Here is a 20260-nt window from a genome sequence, read left to right on the forward strand (position 1 = left end):
TTTCAAACTCTTTTGTGGTTGTAACCTTAACTATAAATTTTCTCATTTTTATTTCTCCTTTTACTAACTCGCAATAACTTCAAATTGCCTCCTAACTATTTAAATAATTGGCTCTATCCCAAGCTATAAGGCTACGTATTGCTTCTATATTGCTTCTCTCATTTCTTAGCCTATCTTTGCATATCTCATATTCAATATCTGCTATATCTCGCTTATATCTTAATTCTGCTTCTTGTCCTCTAGCTATATCATATACAAGGTTTGCTGGATAGTTATTGCCTCTTCCTCTTAGTTCTATTTCCTTCTTTGCTAAAGCCATTCTATACTCTCTCTCCGCCATAGCCTTAGCATAGCCACGTTTCCTTAACTCTATTGTTAGAGAGTCTAAAGTTTTCTTAGACTTCTCCAACAATTCTAATTTCTCTGCTATATCCATATTAGTTTTCCCTGAAAGTAAAGACTGCTTGTAATTCAGCTATTTCTCTTTCAAATTTCTCTAATTGCTCTTTCTTATAAATTTCTACTGCAGCTAGATCTTTAAATGTGATGTCTTCTCTTGTAACTCCATTTTCATCAGCAATATATTTACCAAACTCACCCTCAAGTTCTCTTGAAACAACTTTTACAACCTCATTAATGATTTTTAAATTACTCATTTTCTTCTCCCTTACTACTTTATTAAACTCTTTTAAAAATTCTGCTCCTGCTTTTCCCACTTCAACTATAGCTTCTTTAACTTTTTCTTCTGGTTTCTGTTCCTTTTTAGCAACTTCTTTTTTAGACTTTCTTTTTTCAGCTGCTCTCTTATCACTTTCAGAACCAACATAAGGAACATTAGTATAATCTTCATACTTTGGTTTCATGAACTCATCTTTCCCTAATATGAATAAGCCCCTTAAATCGCTATCTGAAATCTTTGGATATTCAATTTTAAGTAAATTTATTATTCCTTCTGACTTTTGATTGTCATTTAAATACTTGCTTATTTTCTCAATTATTTCTGGTTCAACTTCTTTTATATAATTTTTATAATTTTCATAAGTTCTTTGGTACACATTATTAATTTCTGGCGATACTAATCCTACACCTTTATAATCTTCTCTGATTTGTTTAATTATTTGAATCTTGCTTTTACCTTCAGTAATCCAGTTTTCTATTTTCCCTACTATTTCCTTTTCTAATCCTTGTAACATTTTTAATCTCTTCTCCTTCCCATATTTACTAACCACAAATCTATACTCTGCATAATATTTTCCAAATGCTGAATTAAACTCGAATGACTCCTGCCAATCCATATCAGTTCTTTCAAATAGAACTCCTGTTAATATCTTGTCTACTGCTTCAATACACTCTATTTCTGCATCTACTTTAGCTTCTCTTAACATTGTGTCTATAACCTTCTTTTGCCAAGGAAGTAAAGTATCTAACCATTTAGTTTGTGCATTATATTGAGCTACTTCTTTACCTTGCTCTCTTTCTAACTTTCTTCTTTGACTTCTATTCATCTGCTAACCTCTCAATAATAAAGTTTTTAAACTTGTCCAATTTTCTTCAACTCTTACATCAATATTGTTATCTGCTAATATTGCCCCTATATTGAATGATTCTCTATAATCAACACCCTTGTAAGTTACAACAATCACTCTATTTGTTACATCTGTTATAACTCCATCTTTAGCGTTTAACTTACTTCTTTTATCACCTGTAAAAACTCTTACTTTTAATCCTTTAAATAAATTTAATTTATTCATGCTCCACCTCATATAATTCAACTTTAATCAAGGGCTTATCCGCATAATGCTTGTCTATTCTTAAGCTAACAACTTGGCTATCATCTTTGTATGCTAGTCCATTTAAACTATCTAGGACAATCTTAGCAATGTTATCTAGATCAGGTTTTTTAGTTGGTCTCAACTTGCCATGATAAACCTTTTCTCTATTAGATTTACTCATACTTTTAGGTATTCCATAGTAACAAGTAATTCTTGCTTCAACTTATTTTTCTGTATACTTGTCACCAACTAATGCTTGATATTGCATCTTAACTAAATTTTCATAATTAATAGTATCTCCTGGTGTATAAGTTCTACCTGTTTTTGTATTAAATCTCGGTCTACCTTTACCTTTTGGTTCACCTGGAACTATAAATGCTACTCTAAATCTCTCCATTATTTCCTCCTAATTATTAAATTGAATCTGACTATTAGCACCGGTAATCATGTATCCTAGTTCTTTACTAGGCTCCCACTTCTCAATGTACTTAATTGCCTCTTCATAATCCTTCTTAGCTGTATCTTTATAACTTGCAACATGAAATACTTGCTTGTACCTTTTCCAAAGGTTAGAAAACACTTTCTTACTAAGTTCTCTATATGCTGGAGTATCTTTTCCACCTAAAACTTGTACCATTCTTTCCTTAGCAATTCTATGAATTACTTCTTGTTGTGAATAATCAATAGTCATTGTATTACTTAAAACTTCTAACTTTTCATCTACTTCCTCAAACTTCTTATCATGATCCTTTAGAACCTTAAATTGTAGTTCCATCATTTCCATTGGTGATAATTGCTTTTGTGGTTCTCTCAATGCCTGCTCCATTTTATTAAATGCTTCTATATATTTAAGCTTCCATTGAAGTGCTTTACTACCTGTAAACCCCATTACTAATAAACTGAATCCATCTCTTGTTAATAAAAACTCTTTTCTTTTTTCACCCTTTGCATCAACATAGAAACTATTAATAAAGTAACGAGCGGAATTTTCCGTTAGTTCTATTTCTCTGATTAATCCACTAATTTTATCTAGTACATCACTATGTCTTTTTTCAAAATCTTCTGCAACTTGTCTACTTGTTACAACTAGCTCTCCATTATTATTTCTTGTTACTACAACATCTTTATGTTGATGCTTTTCAATTTTATTTTCCATTTTTACCTCTCCTTTTATGATATTGAGTTTCATATGAGAATGAGCACCTAAAACCACGCTGCAATAACTGCTCATTCTCCCCCTATTTATTTATTCAATGCTTTTATACAAACTTTACAAACTTCCTTACCTTGCCATTTAACTGTATTTTTAGAACTTCCACAGAAAATACAACCAGTTACTTGTGGTTCATATTTCTTTAAAATTATTTGTTCATCCTCTGTATATATTTCTAGAGCATCCTTTTCATTTATATCTAGAGTTCTTCTCAACTCCTTAGGTATTACTATTCTCCCTAACTCATCTACTTTTCTTACAATTCCCGTTGCTTTCATTTCTTATTCCTCCATCCTTATATTTATTTCTATTGCTTTAATATCATTCTCTAGCATTACAACTAGCTTTCCAGTTGCACTTTGATAATTCTTAACCGCTTCAAAATTATCAAATATTTCTATAATCTTATCTCTCTTAGAGCTTGTTATAATTCCATATCCATAGGCTTCATCAATTGACTTAATATCTGGATAATCATTCTTTAACTCTTCTATTTTTTTATTATGCTTTTCTATCTCTGTATTAAGTTTCTTCTCATACTTAGCTTTAAGCTTTTCTAATTCTGCTTTATACATTTCTAAAGCTTTTTTATTCATTTTCAAAGCTCCTTTCCGGTTTCTGGATCATACCCTAACTTATTTCTTACACTCGCAAATCCCCAAGCACACTTTCCAGTTCTATCTTGATATTCATCTGCTACACACTTCTTATATATCCATACATCATGTGCTGTAATATCTGTACTACCTAATGTTTCATTTGCTATTTTAGCAATTTCCCTATTAAGCTTTTGCTTACCGGCTTTACTTCGTGCATTAAAGAAAATATCAGTTTTATCCCTAGTAATAAATTCAGTTCTTATAGCTGCTCTTATTGCTCCAAGATGATATTTTGTATACTTCTTAGTGCCTCTAGCATTCATATAAGCTAAAATATTATCTGCTACAGTCATAACTATTCCTCACTTTGAACAACTTCTAATATTTCAACTGCATCATAATTATCTGCATACCACTTACCCAAATCTTCAAATCTATAAAATATTAATCCTTGTTTCTTACAAGTATCCTTATCAATAAAATCTACTTGAATTTCTACTAAACCTTCTGCTAAATTTCTAACCTCTTCTACTCTTGACATATGAATCACTCCTTAAATCTATTTAATGAAAATATTTATAATCTTTTTTTCTTTCCATCCTCTGTTTACTAGTTTTTTATTATGTCTACTAAATAATTTGTTGATGTCAAAACCTTCTTTTGCTAATAAAATTAATCCTCTAATAACTATCTGTTGTACATCTAACAACTCCTCAGCTATGTGTAGCTTGTCAGAACGCTCTCTAATAGCTTCTCGTACTTCTAGGTATTCTTCTTCAAGCTTGTTAGAAATCTTCTCCCAAGAGTCGTTATCGTTGTTCTCTGATGTCTTTACATTCCTATCAAGTATCATTAACTTTAATTTCATGCTAAAACCCCTTTACTTGACTAATATGAACTGATAATTTAACACTATCTTCAGCAGGTACTCCAGTTTCATTAAGCATTACTGCAACTTCTGCTAAATCATTAATTCTTCTATTCATTCTTCTTAGATTTCTTATTATCTCTTCAAGTTTTGCTATTCTATATTCTTTAGCCTTAACTACTTGCTTAAGATATATATTTTCAACTATTGGATCTTTGAGCATTTCAGCTAAAACTTCTTGGTCTAACTCTTCACTTGCTGCAATAGTTTCTTTTGCATTTAATCCTAAATTATCAATGCAATGATACATCTTATCTTTATTCACTTTTACATCCCCCTTTAATCAAACTATCTAATAAGTTTTTTCAATATATCAACTTTTTCCTTACCCTTTTGAGCCCTTATACTCTTACCATCACTAAGTACTGGTGTACACATCTCCATTAATCTGTCATAAGTTCTTTTGTGATACATTTCCTCTAAATCAGAAACTTTGATATTTGTTGTAACTATTATAGGTAACTCGTTTCTATACCTAGCATCTATAATGTTGTATATCTTAGCTTGGCTCCATTCACTAATTTGTTCGGTCCCTAAATCATCTATTATAAGTAAATCAGCGTTAGAAAAGCTTCTTAAGACTGTTTCTTCGCCCTCTTTTCCATAAGAGTTATAAGTTTCTTTTATTCTTTCTAGCATTTTACTTATACTTACACAAACTACTGGTACCCCTTTTTCTAATAAATAATTAGCAATACAAGATACAGCATGTGTTTTTCCGTTACCAGGTTCTCCATGTATTAGTAATCCTAAGTTATTATCTTTAGCTATTTTGAAGTTATCTGCATATTTACTACATATTTCAAAAACTTTTTCTGAACCTTTATTGTGGTCCCAATTTTTAAAAGTACACTTTAAAAACTTTTCATCAAGTAAACTATTTTTAAATATGCTATTTAACCTTATTTGCTTTTCTTTATTTTCATCTTCAATAGCTTTTTGTTCTAGTTCTTTCTTTCTACAACTACAAACTATAGGAACTCTTCTAAGAACATTTAGAATTACAATATCTTTTTGAATTGGATCTCCACACTTTTCACAAGTTTTTATAGGTACATCATAGGCCAATCCATTCTTCAGATTCTTCTCTATTGTTTTTGCTAGTAGCTCCATTTCCATTACTTTCATTCCTTCCATTTGAAGTCCAATTCTGTAATATACCTAACACATACTTATAATTATTAATCTTTCCTCTATTCATCGCTTCAGTTGCTGCATCCATTAACCATTTAGCTGTATAAACTTCTATATCTGCTGATATTTGTTCCATTAATATTGCTGTTACTATGAATCCACATTTTTCAAAATGTTTAAATATATCAAGATTAGAAAAATTACTACTACAATTGCCATTCTCTTCTTGTCTACTCTTATCTATACTATTCTCTTCTAATCTATTCTTATCTAATCTATTCTGGGTATCCAATTTGTCACCCGTTGGTATACCATTTGACATACCATTTTGAGACAAACTTATTAATGGTGTACAATCCTTATTTTCTACTAAAAGTGAATAAGCTTTATTTTTCTCAATTCCTAACATTGATTTTTCTTCTATATAATTAGTTTCTTTATATCTATCAGTTCTTATATAGTTGTGTATTCTCCAATGCTTAATTACTACTATTCCACTTTCAAATGGTATTAAGAATTTCTTTGCCATCAACAATTTTAGATCATCATCTCCGCATCCTGTTAACCTTTGAATTTTTTTTGGATTATTTACAAATCCATCATCATCTGCTCGCATGCTTAAATGAAAATACAAAGCTTGACTCGATAAAGGCATATCTAAAAAAGCATCTGAATCAATTATCGTTTTTGAAAACATTCTTTTTTCAGCCATCCCTAATTCCTCCTATGATAGCAAGGAGCCTAAGCTCCAAGCTTATTTGTTTAATATTAATTCTGCTGCTCTCCTCATAATTCCATCTTTGGTGTTGTTATATATCCATTCAATATACTCAGGCTTTTCCTCATAAACTTTCCCCATATTCTTCCCTTTATGAGCTCCAAATCCTATAATTACTTTCTTAGCCTCATCAATATTCATATTAGCTGCACCTGCATTTTGCTCTTGCTGTACAAACTCTTTCATATCCTCTATATCTTGTGTAAATACATCCGATAAACTTGCGACTTGTAATACTGCATCAATAAACGCCCTCTTCTTAGCCATTTTCAATATAGTATTTACTAAATCTGCTATCTTTGGATTAGGTATTTTATATTGAATCTTTCCATATTTAGTTGTTTTCTTTTCAAATACCATGCTTTCATCAAATCCTTCTGGAAGTTCATAAGCATTTATATAAGCATATTTACTTTCTTTTGAATTACAGTTGCCTACACCTTGACTTACCGGATTTCCATTTCTATAAAGAGTACACTTTATGTTATAAGCAAAGAAGCCTTCTTTATAATCTTCTGTCTTTTCCAAAAAATCATATTCTGGATTAAGACCAAACATCATGCAGATTTTCTCACCACCTGGTTTTAATAATGTTGGCTTACTTCCTGCACCTGCTATAACCCCAAAATCATGATCTTGTTTTAAATTCTTTTGAATAACAGTTTGGAATGTATTTATTTTTTGCATTGTTCCTGCAATTGCACCAATATCTACACTATCAATAAGACTAGTCACACTATTTTGTTGAACCATAATTTCATTATCCATCTTAAACTCCTCCTTCAACTTTAACTGTAATACTATCAATTTCTTCTATAGTTATTCCTGGTATATACTCTCCTGTTTCAGTATTAATACCATCTTTGAAAGTCTTTTTAATTGCAGCTTTATCTAATTCTTCTTTAATTCTTATAAAAGGCAACTCTTCATCTTTAACATAAGCTTTAACAACCTCTTCATCATAAGTCCATTTTTTTATCTTTCTAGATGTTACCTTTCCGTATGGAGTACTTAATTTAAATTTTCTATCCTTAGCTCTTTCCTTAACATAATAATCATTAAGTAATCCTTCAAAATATGCTTTATCTTCCTCTAACGATTTAGTCTCACCTGCAAGCCATGCAGTAACTCTATCAATTTCTATAGCTGCTACACTTGTAACTTCCTCAATCTTTTCCTCTATTGCTCTCAATTTTCTGAAACACCATGTTGCTCCTTGTAAATCTGAAACCTCAAATCCTTCTTTAACTGCATACAAATCATTTTCTAGTAAAATATTACTCATTTACATTCCTCCTACCTTGATTTTTTAATACTATTTGTTATACTATACTTGAATGTTTTTCTATTGTTATTACCTCATTAATGAGCGCCAACTCGAGGTAATAACATTTAAAAATCTTTTTTAACTTTGAATTGGTCTACATATTCATTTATACAGTTTTCACATACACACTCATTAGTAAATACATAGTGGTCTTGATGTGTGTAAATTGTTTCTCCACATTCTATACAAGTACCTGCGACTACTGGTTCATCGTCCTTTTCATATCTATAAGATAAATCTTCTCTATAGTCATACATACAATCTGGTAATTCATTCATATTTACGATTCTCCTTTTTTAAAATTTCTTTTAATTTCTTTTATACTTACTAGCATTAAAGTTATACTTCCAACTAAAATTGCAACTACCATCGGCATTACAAAAAAGAATATTCCCCAATAATTAACCCCCATAATTAACCCTCCATACATTCTATTAATGAACCTAAAGCATTTTGTGCTTCTTCAGCTCCCCAGTATAAGTTTGACTTACCAGTTCCCTCTATACTTTCTTTGAATCCTTTCAAAAGTTCATAAAGTTCGTTAGCTTTTGTTAATATTTCCTCTTCCATTCCCCATCACCCCCTTTACAGAAGTAAATTATGTTAAGTTAACTTGTAAAGGCAAATTCGCCTATTATCATCTGTATTAATTATTATTAAATCCCAACAACTTTTGCGCTTTCTGATAATATATTTGAAAGCACTGCTCGTAACTTTTCATTTTCGGCTCTTAATTTTTCAAGTTCAATTTCTAACCTCTTACGTTCTAAAGGTGAAAATTGATTAAGGTTTTTAATTCCTTCTATAGATTGTATGTGCTCTACAGAATATCTAGGGGTAGGAATGCCATCTATCCTTTGGATGACTTTATTCTGTTCCCACTTATCAATTGTTCTTACATCAACACTCCATCTTTCAGCTAATTCAGCTTTTGTTAATACTGTTTTCATTGAATCCTCTCCTGTAGTTCTATAAATTAAATCTAGTTTGTTCGTAAGGTCTTTCCATTTTTATTACACGTATACTTTCGTCTATAATATCTATGGATTCTTTAAATGTATCAATGTCTATATCTTCCCATTTGGTAACATTAAGTAATAGAAATACTCTATCTTTAACTTGATGATATTCATCATTAGCTTTATTAATGCCCAGCCTTCTTTTTATATACTGGCTTACATCATACTTCTTAGCCGCATTGATTTTATAAAATTCTGAACATTTATCTTCTACTTCATTTATTTTTTCAGATACTATATCATTTACCATCGCTATTACTTGACCCTTAAATTCTGACAAAGCAAGTTGATTATTAGGTGAATATCCACCTGTTTTTCTTATCTGTGGTAATACTTCTGCTGTTACCCATCTTTTAAACTGTTTTGCTTTTGGCATCTCACTTCTAAGTATTAACGAATAAAATCCACTTTCATTTATTAAAATAACTTCCCTATTTTGACCTGACAGAACGATTCGTTCACTCAGCTTATCTTCAATATCAACATGATCCCTAATAGCTTTTGCAGTATTTGAGTATCCTAAAACTTCTGCAACATCTTTACCAACTAACCACCCTTCTCCATTAATCTCTATTGCTCTTACTTCAAGTTCTAATTCTTTATTAATAAATAATTGAACATCTTTTCTTCTTTGATGTTTTTTATTCTCCATTCTCCCACCATCCTATTTTTTAAATAAAATTATTTAGTTTACTTTTTAAGTTTTCTATTATTTCTTCCCAACCAAGTAATTCATTAGGTGTAATTCCAAGCGCTAAACTTAATCGAATTATTTTACTTTCAGTAGCTTCATATTTACCCTTTTCAAGTTCACTTAAGTAACTAGTGCTTATACTTGAAATACTACTTAGTTTTGATAATGTTAATCCCTTTTCTTTTCTTATGTTTTTAAGATTCATATTTCCCAACTCCTTTATTCTCAAAATGAGAACATTTTACTTAAAAAAAATTTCATCTATTGTATGCTTTGGATTGTACTCTTTAAAAATATTAGTAAGTTCAATCATCTCAGTTTTATTCCAATCTTTCTTACCATTTTCTTTTTCTCTTACAGATTTTCTAGAAGTTTTTAGCTTTTTAGCTATTTCTTCTTGTGAAATTCCATAACCTCTTCTTAAAAAAAGCACCTTGTTCATTTTGTTACCTCCTCTCGTTTTGTGACTATATTTATATAATAATCTCATAATGAGAATATGTCAACGCTTTTTGATAAAAAAAATCTCTTTTTGAGATTAAATTAATTTTAAAGTTCTCAATTTGATATACTAATAACGAGGTGTGATTAATGGATATAAAACAATTAGATACAATTGGTAAACGTATTGCTTTTATTTTAGATATTAAAAATTTAAAAAATATAGATTTAGCAAAAGCAATAAATAAAGCTCCAAATACTATTAGTAATTATATAAATGGTGAACGTACGCCAGATGCATTTACTTTAAGAGATATTGCAGATTTTTTAAATGTTAATCTCGATTTTCTTTTAATGAGATCTGATAATTATCAAACTTATATAAAGAAAGAAATAGATGGAGAAGTTTTTGAAATTGAATTTGATGATGAAAAATTGCATTTGTCTCAAAAAGATATAGAAGACCTATTTAAAAAATTAAAAAATGTTGGTTTTGATGTAAAAAAACTTTTATAGGTGAAAGGATTGAAAATTATCTTTCAAAATCGGCTAAGGGAAATGTTGACATTGTTGATATTTTCCATATTTTTTACACCTCTATCGAACATATGTTTTATTTCGGCATACCGAAAAAAATAAGAACGTGTGTATACTAAAGATAAAAAATATAATGGGATCAAAGGAAAAGGGGTTAATAAACGTGATTGATAAAATTGCTTCAATCAAGAAGAATGGAAAGGAAATTTATACTAAGGAGGGAACCAAAAATGGATCTGCAATACAATATAACTTATCGTCAAAAGGATAAGGGCTGGCAGTACATTATATCTTATAAAGTAGACAGTAAATGGAGGCAAAAAGCTAAACAAGGATATAGAACTAAGCAAGAGGCAAAAAAAGCTTCTGATAAAGCTTTAAGCGAGTTAAAAGAGTACTTACTAGAAAATCGTGTGATTAATCATGATTATAACAACATAACATTTAAAGAATTTTATGAAATATATAATTATGATAATAAATTATATATAACAGCATCTACAGCTGAAAATCTGAAATACAGTGTTAATAATTTCAAACTTATACATGATAAAAAATTAAAAGATATTACAACAAGTGATATACAAGTTGTTATAGATAATATGTATAGAGAAAATAGAAAACAAACTACAGTAAGATCTAGACTTGCATATATTAATATTCTATTTAATGCTGCAGTAAATAAATACAATATTATAACTGAATCTCCTGCAGCTGATGTAAAGTTAAAAAAGAACATTGATAAACCAGAGCGTAGAGCTCTTGACAAAAAAGAAGTTGATGATTTATTAGAAGCTTTAAAGAATGATAAGCTAAGTTATTACATAGTTGCATTAACTGCAAGCACAACTGGCATGCGTATTGGTGAGATTCTAGGATTAACTAAGGGGGATATTGGAGAAGATACAATTAACGTAAATAAGCAATATAAAATGATTGGAGATAATGTTTTCGGCTTAGGTCCTCTTAAGTCAAAAAATTCTAATCGAATAATACCAGTTCCAAAAACAACAATAGATGCTATTAACTCTTTTATGGTTTTATACTCTCCTGCTCCAGATGGAAGAATATTCAACTTTGGAGTTAAGAGGAGTTTTCAAACTTCTTTAAATCGCAGACTAAAAGAACTAGGATTTAATGTGTGTATGCATGAATTAAGGCACACTTATGCTACCAATTTAATTGCGAGTGGTGTAGACCTAAAAACTGCAGCTTATATTTTAGGACATGATATGAAGATGACAATGAATGTTTATAGTCATGTTAATAATTCAATGCTGAATGATGCTAAAGATAAGATTAATAATTTATTTAAATAGTTTTTGACGTTTTTTTGCCGAACGGCATAAACAAACGTATAAAGTATTGATTTTACTAGGAATAAGGGGTATATGTTTCATCATCGGTGTCAATGCCATGATAGTTACCTCCATTAATTATATTATAAAGCCTATTTTTTAGCTGTTTATCATGTATTATACAACATATTTTTAATATTATAAAGTAAGAGTATAGGTAAGATAAAATAATTAAGATTTAAGAGATTTTGATTAAAACCACAGCTTTTCTTAACTTTTACTTCCTATATTATATTTATAATTCTATAGACGTTAAAATAAGGATAACTCTAGTATTAAGAGCTATCCTTATTGTACTTATTTTACTACTTCACCAACTAATGAGAAGTTTTGTGCTTTAGTAACTTTAACATTTACTATATCACCAACTTTTACATTATCTCCAGTAAAGTTAACTAATCTTCCGTTTCTAGTTCTTCCAGAAAGTTTACTTTCATCATTTTTACTAGTACCTTCTACTAATACTTCAACAATCTTACCATCATAAGCTTTGTTTTTAGCTATAACTCCAGCATTAACTGCTTCAACTAATCTATTAAATCTATGATGTTTATCTTCTTCAGAAACTTGATCTAACATCATATCAGCTGGTGTATTATTTCTTCTTGAATATATGAAAGTAAATGCTGAATCATATTGAACTTCTTTTACTAATTCTAAAGTATCTAAGAAGTCTTCCTCAGTTTCACCAGGGAATCCAACAATTATATCAGTTGTTAATGAAACATCTGGGATTTCCTTCTTGATTTTATTAACTAAAGACATATAGTATTCTCTAGTATAATGTCTATTCATTTTCTTTAAGATTCTATCAGAACCACTTTGAACTGGTAAATGAATTTGTTCACATAGCTTTCCACATTCTTTAACAGCCATAATAACATCATCATTTAAGTCTTTTGGATGAGAAGTCATAAATCTTAATCTTTCTAATCCTTCTATTTCATTAATCATTCTTAAAAGATCTGCAAATGATACTTCCTCTTCTAGACCTTTACCATAAGAGTTAACATTTTGACCTAATAAAGTTATTTCTTTATATCCTTGAGATACAAGTCCCTTTATTTCTTTAATTATATCTTCAGGTTTTCTAGATCTTTCTCTTCCTCTAACATAAGGAACTATACAATAAGTACAGAAGTTGTTGCATCCGTACATAATAGTTACAAATGCTTTAACATCACTTTGTCTATCAATTGGTAATCCTTCAACAATTTCTTCTTCCTTATTGAATATTTCTTTTATTTGAACACCTTCAGTTCTAACTCTATTTAAATACTCTGGGAACTTATAAGCATTATGTGTACCAAATATTATATTAACATAAGGGAATTGACTTAATATTTTATCAGCCATTCCTTCTTGTTGCATCATACAACCACAAATACCAATTATTAAATCAGGATTTTTTTCTTTTAATTTTTTTAATTGACCTAAGTTACCAAATACCTTATTTTCAGCATTTTCTCTTACACAACAAGTGTTAAATAAAATTATACTTGCTTCATTTTTATCTTCAGTTCTAGTATAGCCTAATCTTTTAAGCATTCCAGAAAGTTTTTCAGAATCCTCTTCATTCATTTGACAACCATATGTATGAATATAATAGTGTTTCATTTCTTTAGTATCAGTTTCTTTCATATTATCTAATAATTTATAATCAAATTCTTTAGCCATTACTAATTCCTCCATTGTTATTTATGTAAAATCAAATCTCAATGTATTATAACATAAAATTTTGTAAAAAATAAAGAGTAAAAGCTTTAATAGCTTATACTCTTTTACTCATAATTAAAAAAAATAATTAAAATCATATAATTTTATCTATCTTTCCCACTTATTAATAATAGATTTAGATTTAAATCCTATCCAATTATACAATTTTAGGGCACTATAATTATTTTCTTCTACTCTAATAAACAATTCATTAATTTGCATTTTTTTTGCGGCATTAATCAATTCATTTAATAGTATTTTACCAAATCCATATCCTCTAAATTCTTTAAGTATTCCAAAATTAACTACAGTATACATATCACGATTAAATATTATTTGGCCATAACCTATTGCAATATTATTTAATTTTATAAACAAAGATAAGTCTTCCATATAATAATCTTGTTCAATGTCATTTTGTATATCCTCTACTTCTAGAGGAATCCTTGTTGTAGCTGAAAAAACTGAATTTTGAATTTTACATCTTAACTCTTCATCTCTATCTAATAGTACTTTTTCAGTAGTAATATTAATGTTTCTTATATTCCCATTATATAAGTTATTTAAAGAGTTAATTACATTAGAATTATGTTCTAAGCTATTTTTTAAAAGAGCAACTTGAGCTGCTTTATTATAATTACTTAATTCAATATTCATTAATAAAGAGGGTTTAACTTTTTTAAATCCTAAATTTATAAGCATTCTATTAGTATCTTCATCATTACATGTTTCATAAGAGAGAATAGTATTGTTAAAGCTTTTTAAAATTTCTGGACTTAACAAATCAATATATTCAGGTTTAATATATAAAGACCAAACTCTCACTGGCATTTCTACTGGAATTTCATACCATATATAACCTATAACTTCTTTTCTATAAATAAATAGCTTAACAAATTTCTTTAAAAAAATTTTTAGAAAAAATTTTTCGTTTTCATAGTATTCAAAAAAGTTTTTATCATAATTTTCTTTACTAAATCTCTCTAAATTTAAGTTTTTAAAATTCTCAAAATTATTACTGGATAACCTTTCTAATAATACCATACATAACCCCTAAACTTAACTTTCTAATAATCCCCTTATAGATAAAAAGATTACACTTATATATATGTGTAATCTTTCTTTATATTGCTAAAATTATTGTGCATCTTTAATGCTTAAAGCAATTCTTTTGTTTTCTTTATCAATACTTAATATTATGCATTTTACTTCTTCGTTAATGCTTAATACTTCAGATGGATGTTTAATATGGTCATGACTTATTTTTGATATATGAACTAATCCATCAATACCTGGTTCTAATTCTACAAATGCACCAAAATCATTGATTCTTACAACTTTTCCTAAAACAGCTGAATTTACAGCATATTTTTCATCTACTACGCTCCATGGTTCTGGAGTTAAAGCTTTTATACTTAATGATAATTTCTTTTCAGCCTTATCTAAGCTTAGTATTTTAACATCAACAATTTCACCAATTTTTAATACTTCTTCACATGAGTTAATATGTTTCCAAGAAATTTGTGATAAGTGAATTAATCCGTCAATTCCGTTGATTTCAGCAAAAGCACCAAATTTTGTAAATCTCTTAATTTCTGCTTTTACTATATCTCCTTCATGTAATGATTCCCATGCTGCAGCTTCTTTTTCTGCTTTAGCTTCTTCTAAAATTACTTTTCTTGAAGCTACAATCTTTGAAAGATTATCTCTTGAAAAGTCTATTAATCTTACATTTAATGTTTTTCCAACTAAGCTTTCTTTATCTTCAACATATTTAATATCTATTTGTGAAGCTGGTATAAATATTCTAACAACATTATAATAAGCAACTAAGCCTTTTTCTTTAGCATCTTTTATAACAACTTCAAATTCAGCTTTTGTATTGAATAGCTCTTCAAGCTTTTCTAAAGTAGATTCCTTTTCATATTCTAATCTTGATAATACAACGTAATTATCTTCATTTTTTAATTTTATAACTTTGGCTTTAATTTTGTCGCCTACTTTTAAGTTTTCTAAAACTGAATTTATTCTGTCCTCAGATGCTAATTCTTTAAAAGGAATAACACCATCAGATTTATATCCTACTAAAGATATTTGTAATTGACTATCTTTAATTGAAAGTATTTCACCTTCAACTTCATCACCTATACGAAATCTTCTATCCATTTCATTCATTAAAATTAATTGTTCTTCCATTTTTAAAATCCCTCCATAATATTGATTACTTCTTTTATAATCCAATCTGGAGTTGATGCTCCAGCTGTTACCCCTATAGTTTTTATATCTTTATCTTTTAAAATATCTTTTGAGATTTCTTTAGCATTTTCAATGTGAATAGTATTTTCACAATTTTTCTTAGCTATTTCATATAACTTTGTTGTGTTTGAGCTATGTTTTCCACCTACTACAACCATAAAATCAACTTTTTTTGATAATTCATAAACACTTTTTTGTCTTTCTTCTGTTGCTGCACAAATAGTATTAAATGATTTTAAATCATCATAAGTATTTATTGATAGGTTATTAATAGTTTTATCCCAATTTTCTTCTTTTTCGGTAGTTTGAGATACAACACATACTTTTCCAGATAATTTTTCATTAAAACTACCATCTTTTGTAATGATAGCAGAATCATTACACCAGCCATTAATTCCTATTACTTCTGGATGATTTTCATCTCCTAAAATAACAATTTTGTAACCTTCACTTGAAAATTTATTTACTTTCTTTTGAATATTAGTTACGAAAGGACATGTTGCATTAATAACAATAAGTCCTTTATCAGTTAAATAATCAAAAACTTTTTTTGATACACCATGAGATCTTATTAAAATAACATCTCCTTCATTTAGTGTATCAACATCGGTAATATCTATAGCATATATATTATTTTCTTCTAAATAATTAACTACATCACTATTGTGAATTAACGGACCTAATGTATATATTTTTTTATTATACTTATTTTGAGTTTTGATTGCTTCATCTACAGCAAGCTTAACTCCAAAGCAAAAACCAGCATTTTCAGCTAATAATACTTTCATAATATTTCTCCTATGTTTAAAATATTCTTCTTATCTATTGTAAGGCATTTTCTATAAAATTACAAATTATTTCAGTTACTTCATTAATATTATAGTTTGAACTATCAATTTCTATTGCATCATCAGCTTTTCTTAAAGGGTCTACTTCTCTATTACTATCAATATAGTCTCTTTTGATGATATCTTCTAGTAGCTTGTCATAACTAACGTCTAAACCTCTATTAACTAATTCTATAAATCTTCTTCTAGCTCTTTCTTCTGGTGTTGCAGTTAAGAAAAATTTGAATTTTGAGTTTTTAAGTACTACAGTACCAATATCTCTACCATCCATAATTACATCATATTTTTCAGACATCTTTCTTTGTAAGTTTACAAGCTTAGCTCTTACTTCAGGAATAGAAGCATATTCAGAAACAATTTCACTTATTTCTGGAAGTGTAATTTCATCTTGAATATTAACGCCATCTAATATTAAATCGTCATTTTCAAAATGCATCTCCATTTTATCAATCATATTCATTAACGCATCAACGTCAGTTGTTTTAATATTGTTTCTTTTAGCTAATAAAGCCACAGCTCTATACATTGCACCTGTATTTATATACATTAAATCGAATTTTTTACCTACTAATTTTGCAATTGTACTTTTCCCCGCTCCTGCTGGTCCATCTATCGCTACAGATATTCTCATAATAATTATCCACCTTTCAAACATTTACATCTATCTTATGTACTAGTACATTATAATATTAAAAATAAAATTTCTCAATAATAAAGGAAATTAGACTCACTTAATTGGAATTTTAAGTAAGTTTAATTTAATAAGTTAAAGATTTAAAATCTAGCTTAAATGCTACTTCCTGCTATATATCCTGTTGATAATGCGATTTGCACATTATATCCTCCAGTAAAGGCATCAACGTCAATAACTTCACCTGCAAATGATAAATTTGATATTATTTTTGACTTCATCGTTGATGGATCAATTTCTAATGTATTTACACCACCGGCAGTCACTATTGCTTCTTCTATAGGGCGAAGGCCTTTAATTTTAGCTTTAAGATTTTTAAGAAGGTAAACAAGATTCTTTCTTTCTTCTTTTGTAATTACATTGACTTTCTTATTTTCAGGTATATTTGAGAGTTTAATAATTAAAGGAATCATTTTTTGTGGTAATAAATCATCTAAAGAATTTTTAAATTCTTTATTTTGATATTTTAAGAAATCCTTTTGTAATCTCTTATCAAGTTCACTTTCATTTAAAGCTGGCTTTAAATCTAACGAAACTTCATAATTACCATCATTTTTTACATATCTTGACCCACTTAATACTAATGGCCCTGACATTCCGTAATTAGTAAACATCATTTCACCTTGATTTTTATAGACTACTTTATTATTTTTTAAAATACTTAAAGATATATTTTTAAGAGATAATCCCATTAACTCCTTAAGCCATGGCTCATTTAGTTCAATTGGAACTAAAGAAGGTTTTAAATCTATAATTGTATGTCCAAGAGATTTAGCAAACTTTTGCCCTTCACCTCTAGAACCTGTTAGTGGATAAGAAGCACCACCAGTAGCTAATATGAAATGATCTCCATTTAACTTTGTGGTATTATTTATCTCTACTCCAGTTATTTTATCATTATTATAAATGATATTAGTTACTTTTGAATTTAATTTAACTTGTACATTAGCTTCTTTTAAGCCAATTGAAAGTCCCTTAATTATGTCAGAAGATTTATCTGACATTGGGAAAATACGACCACCACGTTCAGTTTTTAATTTAATTCCTGCATTTTCAAAGAAATTTATAGTATCTTCATTTGTATATGAATATAAAGCACTATATAAAAAATGAGGATTACCTGGAATATAGTCGAAAAATTCACTTATATCCTTTGCATTTGTAACATTACATCTTCCCTTTCCAGTAATAAATAACTTTTTACCTATTCTATCATTACCATCTAAAAGAATTACATTATGTTTTTTTGATGCGTGAATTGCTGCCATTATTCCAGCAGGACCAGCACCTATAACTATGACTTTTGCCATTTAAAGTCCTCCTATATTATTTGTTTATAATAACTAAAGGAATTAACAAATGTTAATTCCTTTTTATTGAAATTTAATCATCACCAACATTACGATTATTGTATGAATAAACATTATATTCTTGCCATATTTCTTCAAGACTGTTAAACGTTGATGAAATATTATCTTTTTCTCTCATTCCCACTGCAATTATTAATGCATTTATTACTGATAATGGAGCAACTAATGAATCAACAAAAGATGCCATATTACTTTGTGCAATTAGTGCATAATCTGCTCTAGTTGCTAGTGGAGATAAAAAGCTATCAGTAACTGCAACTACTCTTGCACCTCTATCTTGTGCAAAAGCTAATGCATCTATAGTTCTGCTTGCATAACGTGGGAACCCTATTCCTATAACTAAATCGCCTTCACCTACATTAATCATTTGTTCAAAAATATCGGAAATACCATATCCAACAGTTTTTACATTTTGTAGGATAATATTTAAGTAAAACCCTAAAAATTCAGCTAATGCCATAGAACTTCTTAATCCTATAATATAAATTCTTTTTGCTGCAAAAATATTATTTACTACATCTTCAAATGTATTATAATCTATTTTTTCCATTGTAGCTCTTATATTTTCCATGTCAGCTTTTAATACACCTTTTAAAGCATGACCTTCAGTAATATAATCACTAGATAATTCTAATCTTTGTACTGTAGTTAATTTATTTTTAATTAACTCTTGAAGCGATTTTTGAAGTTTAGGATATCCTGAAAAACCTAATTCTATTGCAAATCTTACTACAGTAGATTCTGAAACTCCAACTGAAACACCTAGTTTTGCGGCAGTCATAAATGCTGCTTTATCATAATTTTTTAATATGTATTCAGCAATTAGCTTTTGCCCTTTACTAAGCCTTGGAAATCTCATTTGAATTAATTTCATTAAATCCTTTGATTCATCGTTGTTAGTTCTTTCCATTATTTCATTCTCCTATTTCAATTAACTTCAATCATTTTAGCATTTTTTATTAATATAATCAATGAAATAATTAATCTGAAATACAAAAAAATGCAAGTAAAATAAATTGAAATTCAAATAATAATTATTTTTTCTCAATTATCATTAATAGTGGTGATGTGCTAGATCTATTTATACATTCATGTATCATTACACCATACTTGCTTTTAGGCAAATTCTTGGCAAAGTTAATAATGCAATTTTCCTCATCTTTACCTTCATTATGCCCCCTGTAAATAGCTATTGATATAATACCATTTGATGTTAGTAAATCTAATGATTTTTTTATACTTTCTAAGCTTGATTCTGCAAGTGTAGTTATGTTTTTATCTCCACCTGGAAGATATCCTAAATTATAGCAAACACAATTTATTTGTTCTTTCACAAAGCTATCGATTTTGGCATGTGATTCATTTATAATTGTTACATTATTATTCTTATCAACATATTTATCACAAGCACTCTTTTGAATTTCAAAAGCATACACTTTCTTAAAATTATTTGATAAAAAGTCACAATCATAACCATTTCCTAATGTAGCATCTACAGCTATATCTTTAGTTGTAATATACTCTTTAATAATATTGTGAGAAAGTAAACTCACATCAGATACATATTTAAACATAAAAA

31 protein-coding genes and 1 pseudogene are annotated in these 20260 nt (G+C 28.6%); 2 read left to right on the forward strand and 30 right to left on the reverse strand.

Going from position 1 to position 20260, the window contains the following annotated elements; all coding sequences use genetic code 11:
- Positions 1-91 precede the first annotated feature (91 nt).
- The 22 genes and pseudogenes from ABUA17_RS00005 to ABUA17_RS00110 all read right to left on the reverse strand — a co-directional run bounded on the left by ABUA17_RS00005 (position 92) and on the right by ABUA17_RS00110 (position 9906).
- Positions 92-436, reverse strand: coding sequence for a hypothetical protein (locus tag ABUA17_RS00005; RefSeq protein ID WP_055290790.1), 345 nt, complete (start codon positions 434-436; stop codon positions 92-94).
- 1 nt (position 437) lies between these two features.
- Positions 438-1505, reverse strand: coding sequence for a hypothetical protein (locus ABUA17_RS00010; protein ID WP_349817879.1), 1068 nt, complete (start codon positions 1503-1505; stop codon positions 438-440).
- A 3-nt stretch (positions 1506-1508) separates the two neighbouring features.
- Complete coding sequence (locus ABUA17_RS00015) at positions 1509-1751, reverse strand: hypothetical protein (RefSeq protein WP_349817880.1); 243 nt, start codon at positions 1749-1751, stop codon at positions 1509-1511.
- A pseudogene (locus tag ABUA17_RS00020) lies at positions 1744-2169 on the reverse strand (RusA family crossover junction endodeoxyribonuclease). Before ABUA17_RS00020 ends, ABUA17_RS00015 begins: the two are co-directional and overlap by 8 nt.
- A gap of 9 nt (positions 2170-2178) precedes the next feature.
- On the reverse strand, positions 2179-2928 hold the full coding sequence (locus tag ABUA17_RS00025; RefSeq protein WP_349817881.1) for a Rha family transcriptional regulator: 750 nt from the start codon (positions 2926-2928) through the stop codon (positions 2179-2181).
- An 86-nt stretch (positions 2929-3014) separates the two neighbouring features.
- A complete protein-coding gene (locus ABUA17_RS00030) occupies positions 3015-3263 on the reverse strand; it encodes an AbrB/MazE/SpoVT family DNA-binding domain-containing protein (RefSeq protein WP_195951195.1) in 249 nt (82 codons plus the stop codon).
- Positions 3264-3266: 3 nt separating this feature from the next.
- Complete coding sequence (locus ABUA17_RS00035; protein ID WP_055290804.1) at positions 3267-3581, reverse strand: hypothetical protein; 315 nt, start codon at positions 3579-3581, stop codon at positions 3267-3269.
- A gap of 2 nt (positions 3582-3583) precedes the next feature.
- Positions 3584-3937, reverse strand: a complete 354-nt coding sequence (locus ABUA17_RS00040; RefSeq protein ID WP_055290806.1) for a hypothetical protein — start codon at positions 3935-3937, stop codon at positions 3584-3586.
- Between the two features lie 2 nt (positions 3938-3939).
- Positions 3940-4125, reverse strand: coding sequence for a hypothetical protein (locus tag ABUA17_RS00045; RefSeq protein ID WP_302782671.1), 186 nt, complete (start codon positions 4123-4125; stop codon positions 3940-3942).
- An 18-nt stretch (positions 4126-4143) separates the two neighbouring features.
- Positions 4144-4452 carry a MazG nucleotide pyrophosphohydrolase domain-containing protein gene (locus ABUA17_RS00050; RefSeq protein WP_349817882.1) on the reverse strand — a complete coding sequence of 103 codons (309 nt, stop codon included), beginning with the start codon at positions 4450-4452 and terminating at the stop codon, positions 4144-4146.
- Between the two features lies 1 nt (position 4453).
- Entirely contained in the window at positions 4454-4777 is a 324-nt protein-coding gene (locus tag ABUA17_RS00055) for a hypothetical protein (RefSeq protein WP_349817883.1), read from the reverse strand.
- 23 nt (positions 4778-4800) lie between these two features.
- A complete protein-coding gene (locus tag ABUA17_RS00060) occupies positions 4801-5649 on the reverse strand; it encodes an ATP-binding protein (RefSeq protein WP_349817884.1) in 849 nt (282 codons plus the stop codon).
- On the reverse strand, positions 5570-6358 hold the full coding sequence (locus ABUA17_RS00065) for a DnaD domain-containing protein (protein ID WP_349817885.1): 789 nt from the start codon (positions 6356-6358) through the stop codon (positions 5570-5572). The genes ABUA17_RS00060 and ABUA17_RS00065 overlap by 80 nt, the downstream gene beginning before the upstream one ends.
- A 42-nt stretch (positions 6359-6400) precedes the next feature.
- Complete coding sequence (locus ABUA17_RS00070; RefSeq protein WP_349817886.1) at positions 6401-7192, reverse strand: hypothetical protein; 792 nt, start codon at positions 7190-7192, stop codon at positions 6401-6403.
- A 1-nt stretch (position 7193) separates the two neighbouring features.
- A complete protein-coding gene (locus ABUA17_RS00075) occupies positions 7194-7709 on the reverse strand; it encodes a host-nuclease inhibitor Gam family protein (protein WP_349817887.1) in 516 nt (171 codons plus the stop codon).
- 107 nt (positions 7710-7816) lie between these two features.
- Positions 7817-8029 (reverse strand): hypothetical protein, encoded by a 213-nt coding sequence (locus ABUA17_RS00080; protein ID WP_349817888.1) that lies wholly within the window; start codon positions 8027-8029, stop codon positions 7817-7819.
- Positions 8030-8031: 2 nt separating this feature from the next.
- The gene (locus ABUA17_RS00085) at positions 8032-8163 is read right to left on the reverse strand and encodes a hypothetical protein (protein WP_278336470.1); all 132 of its coding nucleotides are present in this window, start codon (positions 8161-8163) and stop codon (positions 8032-8034) included.
- Between the two features lie 2 nt (positions 8164-8165).
- Positions 8166-8321: a hypothetical protein gene (locus ABUA17_RS00090; protein ID WP_349817889.1), complete on the reverse strand. Its 156-nt coding sequence runs from the start codon at positions 8319-8321 to the stop codon at positions 8166-8168.
- 86 nt (positions 8322-8407) lie between these two features.
- The gene (locus tag ABUA17_RS00095; RefSeq protein ID WP_195952336.1) at positions 8408-8701 is read right to left on the reverse strand and encodes a histidine kinase; all 294 of its coding nucleotides are present in this window, start codon (positions 8699-8701) and stop codon (positions 8408-8410) included.
- Positions 8702-8720: 19 nt separating this feature from the next.
- Complete coding sequence (locus ABUA17_RS00100; RefSeq protein WP_349817890.1) at positions 8721-9422, reverse strand: BRO-N domain-containing protein; 702 nt, start codon at positions 9420-9422, stop codon at positions 8721-8723.
- A gap of 19 nt (positions 9423-9441) precedes the next feature.
- Positions 9442-9669, reverse strand: coding sequence for a helix-turn-helix domain-containing protein (locus tag ABUA17_RS00105; RefSeq protein WP_195951182.1), 228 nt, complete (start codon positions 9667-9669; stop codon positions 9442-9444).
- 36 nt (positions 9670-9705) lie between these two features.
- The gene (locus ABUA17_RS00110; protein WP_195951181.1) at positions 9706-9906 is read right to left on the reverse strand and encodes a helix-turn-helix domain-containing protein; all 201 of its coding nucleotides are present in this window, start codon (positions 9904-9906) and stop codon (positions 9706-9708) included.
- 149 nt (positions 9907-10055) lie between these two features.
- On the opposite strand from ABUA17_RS00110, the gene ABUA17_RS00115 reads away from it, so the two are divergent.
- Together ABUA17_RS00115 and ABUA17_RS00120 are read left to right on the forward strand one after the other, a co-directional pair.
- Positions 10056-10421 carry a helix-turn-helix domain-containing protein gene (locus ABUA17_RS00115; RefSeq protein WP_195951180.1) on the forward strand — a complete coding sequence of 122 codons (366 nt, stop codon included), beginning with the start codon at positions 10056-10058 and terminating at the stop codon, positions 10419-10421.
- Between the two features lie 251 nt (positions 10422-10672).
- Complete coding sequence (locus ABUA17_RS00120) at positions 10673-11761, forward strand: site-specific integrase (protein WP_195951179.1); 1089 nt, start codon at positions 10673-10675, stop codon at positions 11759-11761.
- Between the two features lie 336 nt (positions 11762-12097).
- Here the strand turns inward: ABUA17_RS00120 and miaB are convergent, their stop codons facing one another.
- The 8 genes from miaB to mnmM all read right to left on the reverse strand — a co-directional run bounded on the left by miaB (position 12098) and on the right by mnmM (position 20255).
- Positions 12098-13441 (reverse strand): tRNA (N6-isopentenyl adenosine(37)-C2)-methylthiotransferase MiaB, encoded by a 1344-nt coding sequence (gene miaB, locus ABUA17_RS00125; protein WP_055275999.1) that lies wholly within the window; start codon positions 13439-13441, stop codon positions 12098-12100.
- 183 nt (positions 13442-13624) lie between these two features.
- Complete coding sequence (locus ABUA17_RS00130) at positions 13625-14560, reverse strand: GNAT family N-acetyltransferase (protein WP_052330671.1); 936 nt, start codon at positions 14558-14560, stop codon at positions 13625-13627.
- Positions 14561-14653: 93 nt separating this feature from the next.
- Positions 14654-15712 (reverse strand): S1 RNA-binding domain-containing protein, encoded by a 1059-nt coding sequence (locus ABUA17_RS00135; protein WP_042398732.1) that lies wholly within the window; start codon positions 15710-15712, stop codon positions 14654-14656.
- 2 nt (positions 15713-15714) lie between these two features.
- Positions 15715-16560, reverse strand: a complete 846-nt coding sequence (locus ABUA17_RS00140) for a 4-hydroxy-3-methylbut-2-enyl diphosphate reductase (protein ID WP_195951178.1) — start codon at positions 16558-16560, stop codon at positions 15715-15717.
- A 34-nt stretch (positions 16561-16594) separates the two neighbouring features.
- Positions 16595-17251, reverse strand: coding sequence for a (d)CMP kinase (gene cmk, locus ABUA17_RS00145; RefSeq protein ID WP_042398739.1), 657 nt, complete (start codon positions 17249-17251; stop codon positions 16595-16597).
- Positions 17252-17406: 155 nt separating this feature from the next.
- Positions 17407-18621, reverse strand: coding sequence for a BaiN/RdsA family NAD(P)/FAD-dependent oxidoreductase (locus ABUA17_RS00150; RefSeq protein WP_042398745.1), 1215 nt, complete (start codon positions 18619-18621; stop codon positions 17407-17409).
- Between the two features lie 73 nt (positions 18622-18694).
- Positions 18695-19591: a MurR/RpiR family transcriptional regulator gene (locus tag ABUA17_RS00155; protein WP_042398747.1), complete on the reverse strand. Its 897-nt coding sequence runs from the start codon at positions 19589-19591 to the stop codon at positions 18695-18697.
- 124 nt (positions 19592-19715) lie between these two features.
- Entirely contained in the window at positions 19716-20255 is a 540-nt protein-coding gene (gene mnmM, locus ABUA17_RS00160; RefSeq protein WP_055275944.1) for a tRNA 5-(aminomethyl)-2-thiouridylate-methyltransferase MnmM, read from the reverse strand.
- Positions 20256-20260 lie beyond the last annotated feature (5 nt).

Source organism: Clostridium sp. RTP31139st1_H3_RTP31139_211217, from assembly GCF_040227035.1.
GTDB lineage: Bacteria > Bacillota > Clostridia > Clostridiales > Clostridiaceae > Clostridium > Clostridium saudiense.

Excerpts from the sequence above, each read along its gene's own strand:
- ABUA17_RS00100 (WP_349817890.1), bottom strand. The coding sequence starts at position 9,422 with ATGGAGAATAAAAAACATCAAAGAAGAAAAGATGTTCAATTATTTATT.
- ABUA17_RS00130 (WP_052330671.1), bottom strand. The coding sequence starts at position 14,560 with ATGGTATTATTAGAAAGGTTATCCAGTAATAATTTTGAGAATTTTAAA.
- ABUA17_RS00040 (WP_055290806.1), bottom strand. The coding sequence starts at position 3,937 with ATGACTGTAGCAGATAATATTTTAGCTTATATGAATGCTAGAGGCACT.
- cmk (WP_042398739.1), bottom strand. The coding sequence starts at position 17,251 with ATGAGAATATCTGTAGCGATAGATGGACCAGCAGGAGCGGGGAAAAGT.
- ABUA17_RS00005 (WP_055290790.1), bottom strand. The coding sequence starts at position 436 with ATGGATATAGCAGAGAAATTAGAATTGTTGGAGAAGTCTAAGAAAACT.
- ABUA17_RS00050 (WP_349817882.1), bottom strand. The coding sequence starts at position 4,452 with ATGAAATTAAAGTTAATGATACTTGATAGGAATGTAAAGACATCAGAG.
- ABUA17_RS00015 (WP_349817880.1), bottom strand. The coding sequence starts at position 1,751 with ATGAATAAATTAAATTTATTTAAAGGATTAAAAGTAAGAGTTTTTACA.
- ABUA17_RS00080 (WP_349817888.1), bottom strand. The coding sequence starts at position 8,029 with ATGAATGAATTACCAGATTGTATGTATGACTATAGAGAAGATTTATCT.
- ABUA17_RS00155 (WP_042398747.1), bottom strand. The coding sequence starts at position 19,591 with ATGGAAAGAACTAACAACGATGAATCAAAGGATTTAATGAAATTAATT.
- miaB (WP_055275999.1), bottom strand. The coding sequence starts at position 13,441 with ATGAAAGAAACTGATACTAAAGAAATGAAACACTATTATATTCATACA.
- ABUA17_RS00110 (WP_195951181.1), bottom strand. The coding sequence starts at position 9,906 with ATGAACAAGGTGCTTTTTTTAAGAAGAGGTTATGGAATTTCACAAGAA.
- ABUA17_RS00150 (WP_042398745.1), bottom strand. The coding sequence starts at position 18,621 with ATGGCAAAAGTCATAGTTATAGGTGCTGGTCCTGCTGGAATAATGGCA.
- mnmM (WP_055275944.1), bottom strand. The coding sequence starts at position 20,255 with ATGTTTAAATATGTATCTGATGTGAGTTTACTTTCTCACAATATTATT.
- ABUA17_RS00105 (WP_195951182.1), bottom strand. The coding sequence starts at position 9,669 with ATGAATCTTAAAAACATAAGAAAAGAAAAGGGATTAACATTATCAAAA.
- ABUA17_RS00025 (WP_349817881.1), bottom strand. The coding sequence starts at position 2,928 with ATGGAAAATAAAATTGAAAAGCATCAACATAAAGATGTTGTAGTAACA.
- ABUA17_RS00135 (WP_042398732.1), bottom strand. The coding sequence starts at position 15,712 with ATGGAAGAACAATTAATTTTAATGAATGAAATGGATAGAAGATTTCGT.
- ABUA17_RS00095 (WP_195952336.1), bottom strand. The coding sequence starts at position 8,701 with ATGAAAACAGTATTAACAAAAGCTGAATTAGCTGAAAGATGGAGTGTT.
- ABUA17_RS00075 (WP_349817887.1), bottom strand. The coding sequence starts at position 7,709 with ATGAGTAATATTTTACTAGAAAATGATTTGTATGCAGTTAAAGAAGGA.
- ABUA17_RS00010 (WP_349817879.1), bottom strand. The coding sequence starts at position 1,505 with ATGAATAGAAGTCAAAGAAGAAAGTTAGAAAGAGAGCAAGGTAAAGAA.
- ABUA17_RS00060 (WP_349817884.1), bottom strand. The coding sequence starts at position 5,649 with ATGGAAGGAATGAAAGTAATGGAAATGGAGCTACTAGCAAAAACAATA.
- ABUA17_RS00035 (WP_055290804.1), bottom strand. The coding sequence starts at position 3,581 with ATGAATAAAAAAGCTTTAGAAATGTATAAAGCAGAATTAGAAAAGCTT.
- ABUA17_RS00115 (WP_195951180.1), top strand. The coding sequence starts at position 10,056 with ATGGATATAAAACAATTAGATACAATTGGTAAACGTATTGCTTTTATT.
- ABUA17_RS00085 (WP_278336470.1), bottom strand. The coding sequence starts at position 8,163 with ATGGGGGTTAATTATTGGGGAATATTCTTTTTTGTAATGCCGATGGTA.
- ABUA17_RS00090 (WP_349817889.1), bottom strand. The coding sequence starts at position 8,321 with ATGGAAGAGGAAATATTAACAAAAGCTAACGAACTTTATGAACTTTTG.
- ABUA17_RS00120 (WP_195951179.1), top strand. The coding sequence starts at position 10,673 with ATGGATCTGCAATACAATATAACTTATCGTCAAAAGGATAAGGGCTGG.
- ABUA17_RS00045 (WP_302782671.1), bottom strand. The coding sequence starts at position 4,125 with ATGTCAAGAGTAGAAGAGGTTAGAAATTTAGCAGAAGGTTTAGTAGAA.
- ABUA17_RS00140 (WP_195951178.1), bottom strand. The coding sequence starts at position 16,560 with ATGAAAGTATTATTAGCTGAAAATGCTGGTTTTTGCTTTGGAGTTAAG.
- ABUA17_RS00070 (WP_349817886.1), bottom strand. The coding sequence starts at position 7,192 with ATGGATAATGAAATTATGGTTCAACAAAATAGTGTGACTAGTCTTATT.
- ABUA17_RS00030 (WP_195951195.1), bottom strand. The coding sequence starts at position 3,263 with ATGAAAGCAACGGGAATTGTAAGAAAAGTAGATGAGTTAGGGAGAATA.
- ABUA17_RS00065 (WP_349817885.1), bottom strand. The coding sequence starts at position 6,358 with ATGGCTGAAAAAAGAATGTTTTCAAAAACGATAATTGATTCAGATGCT.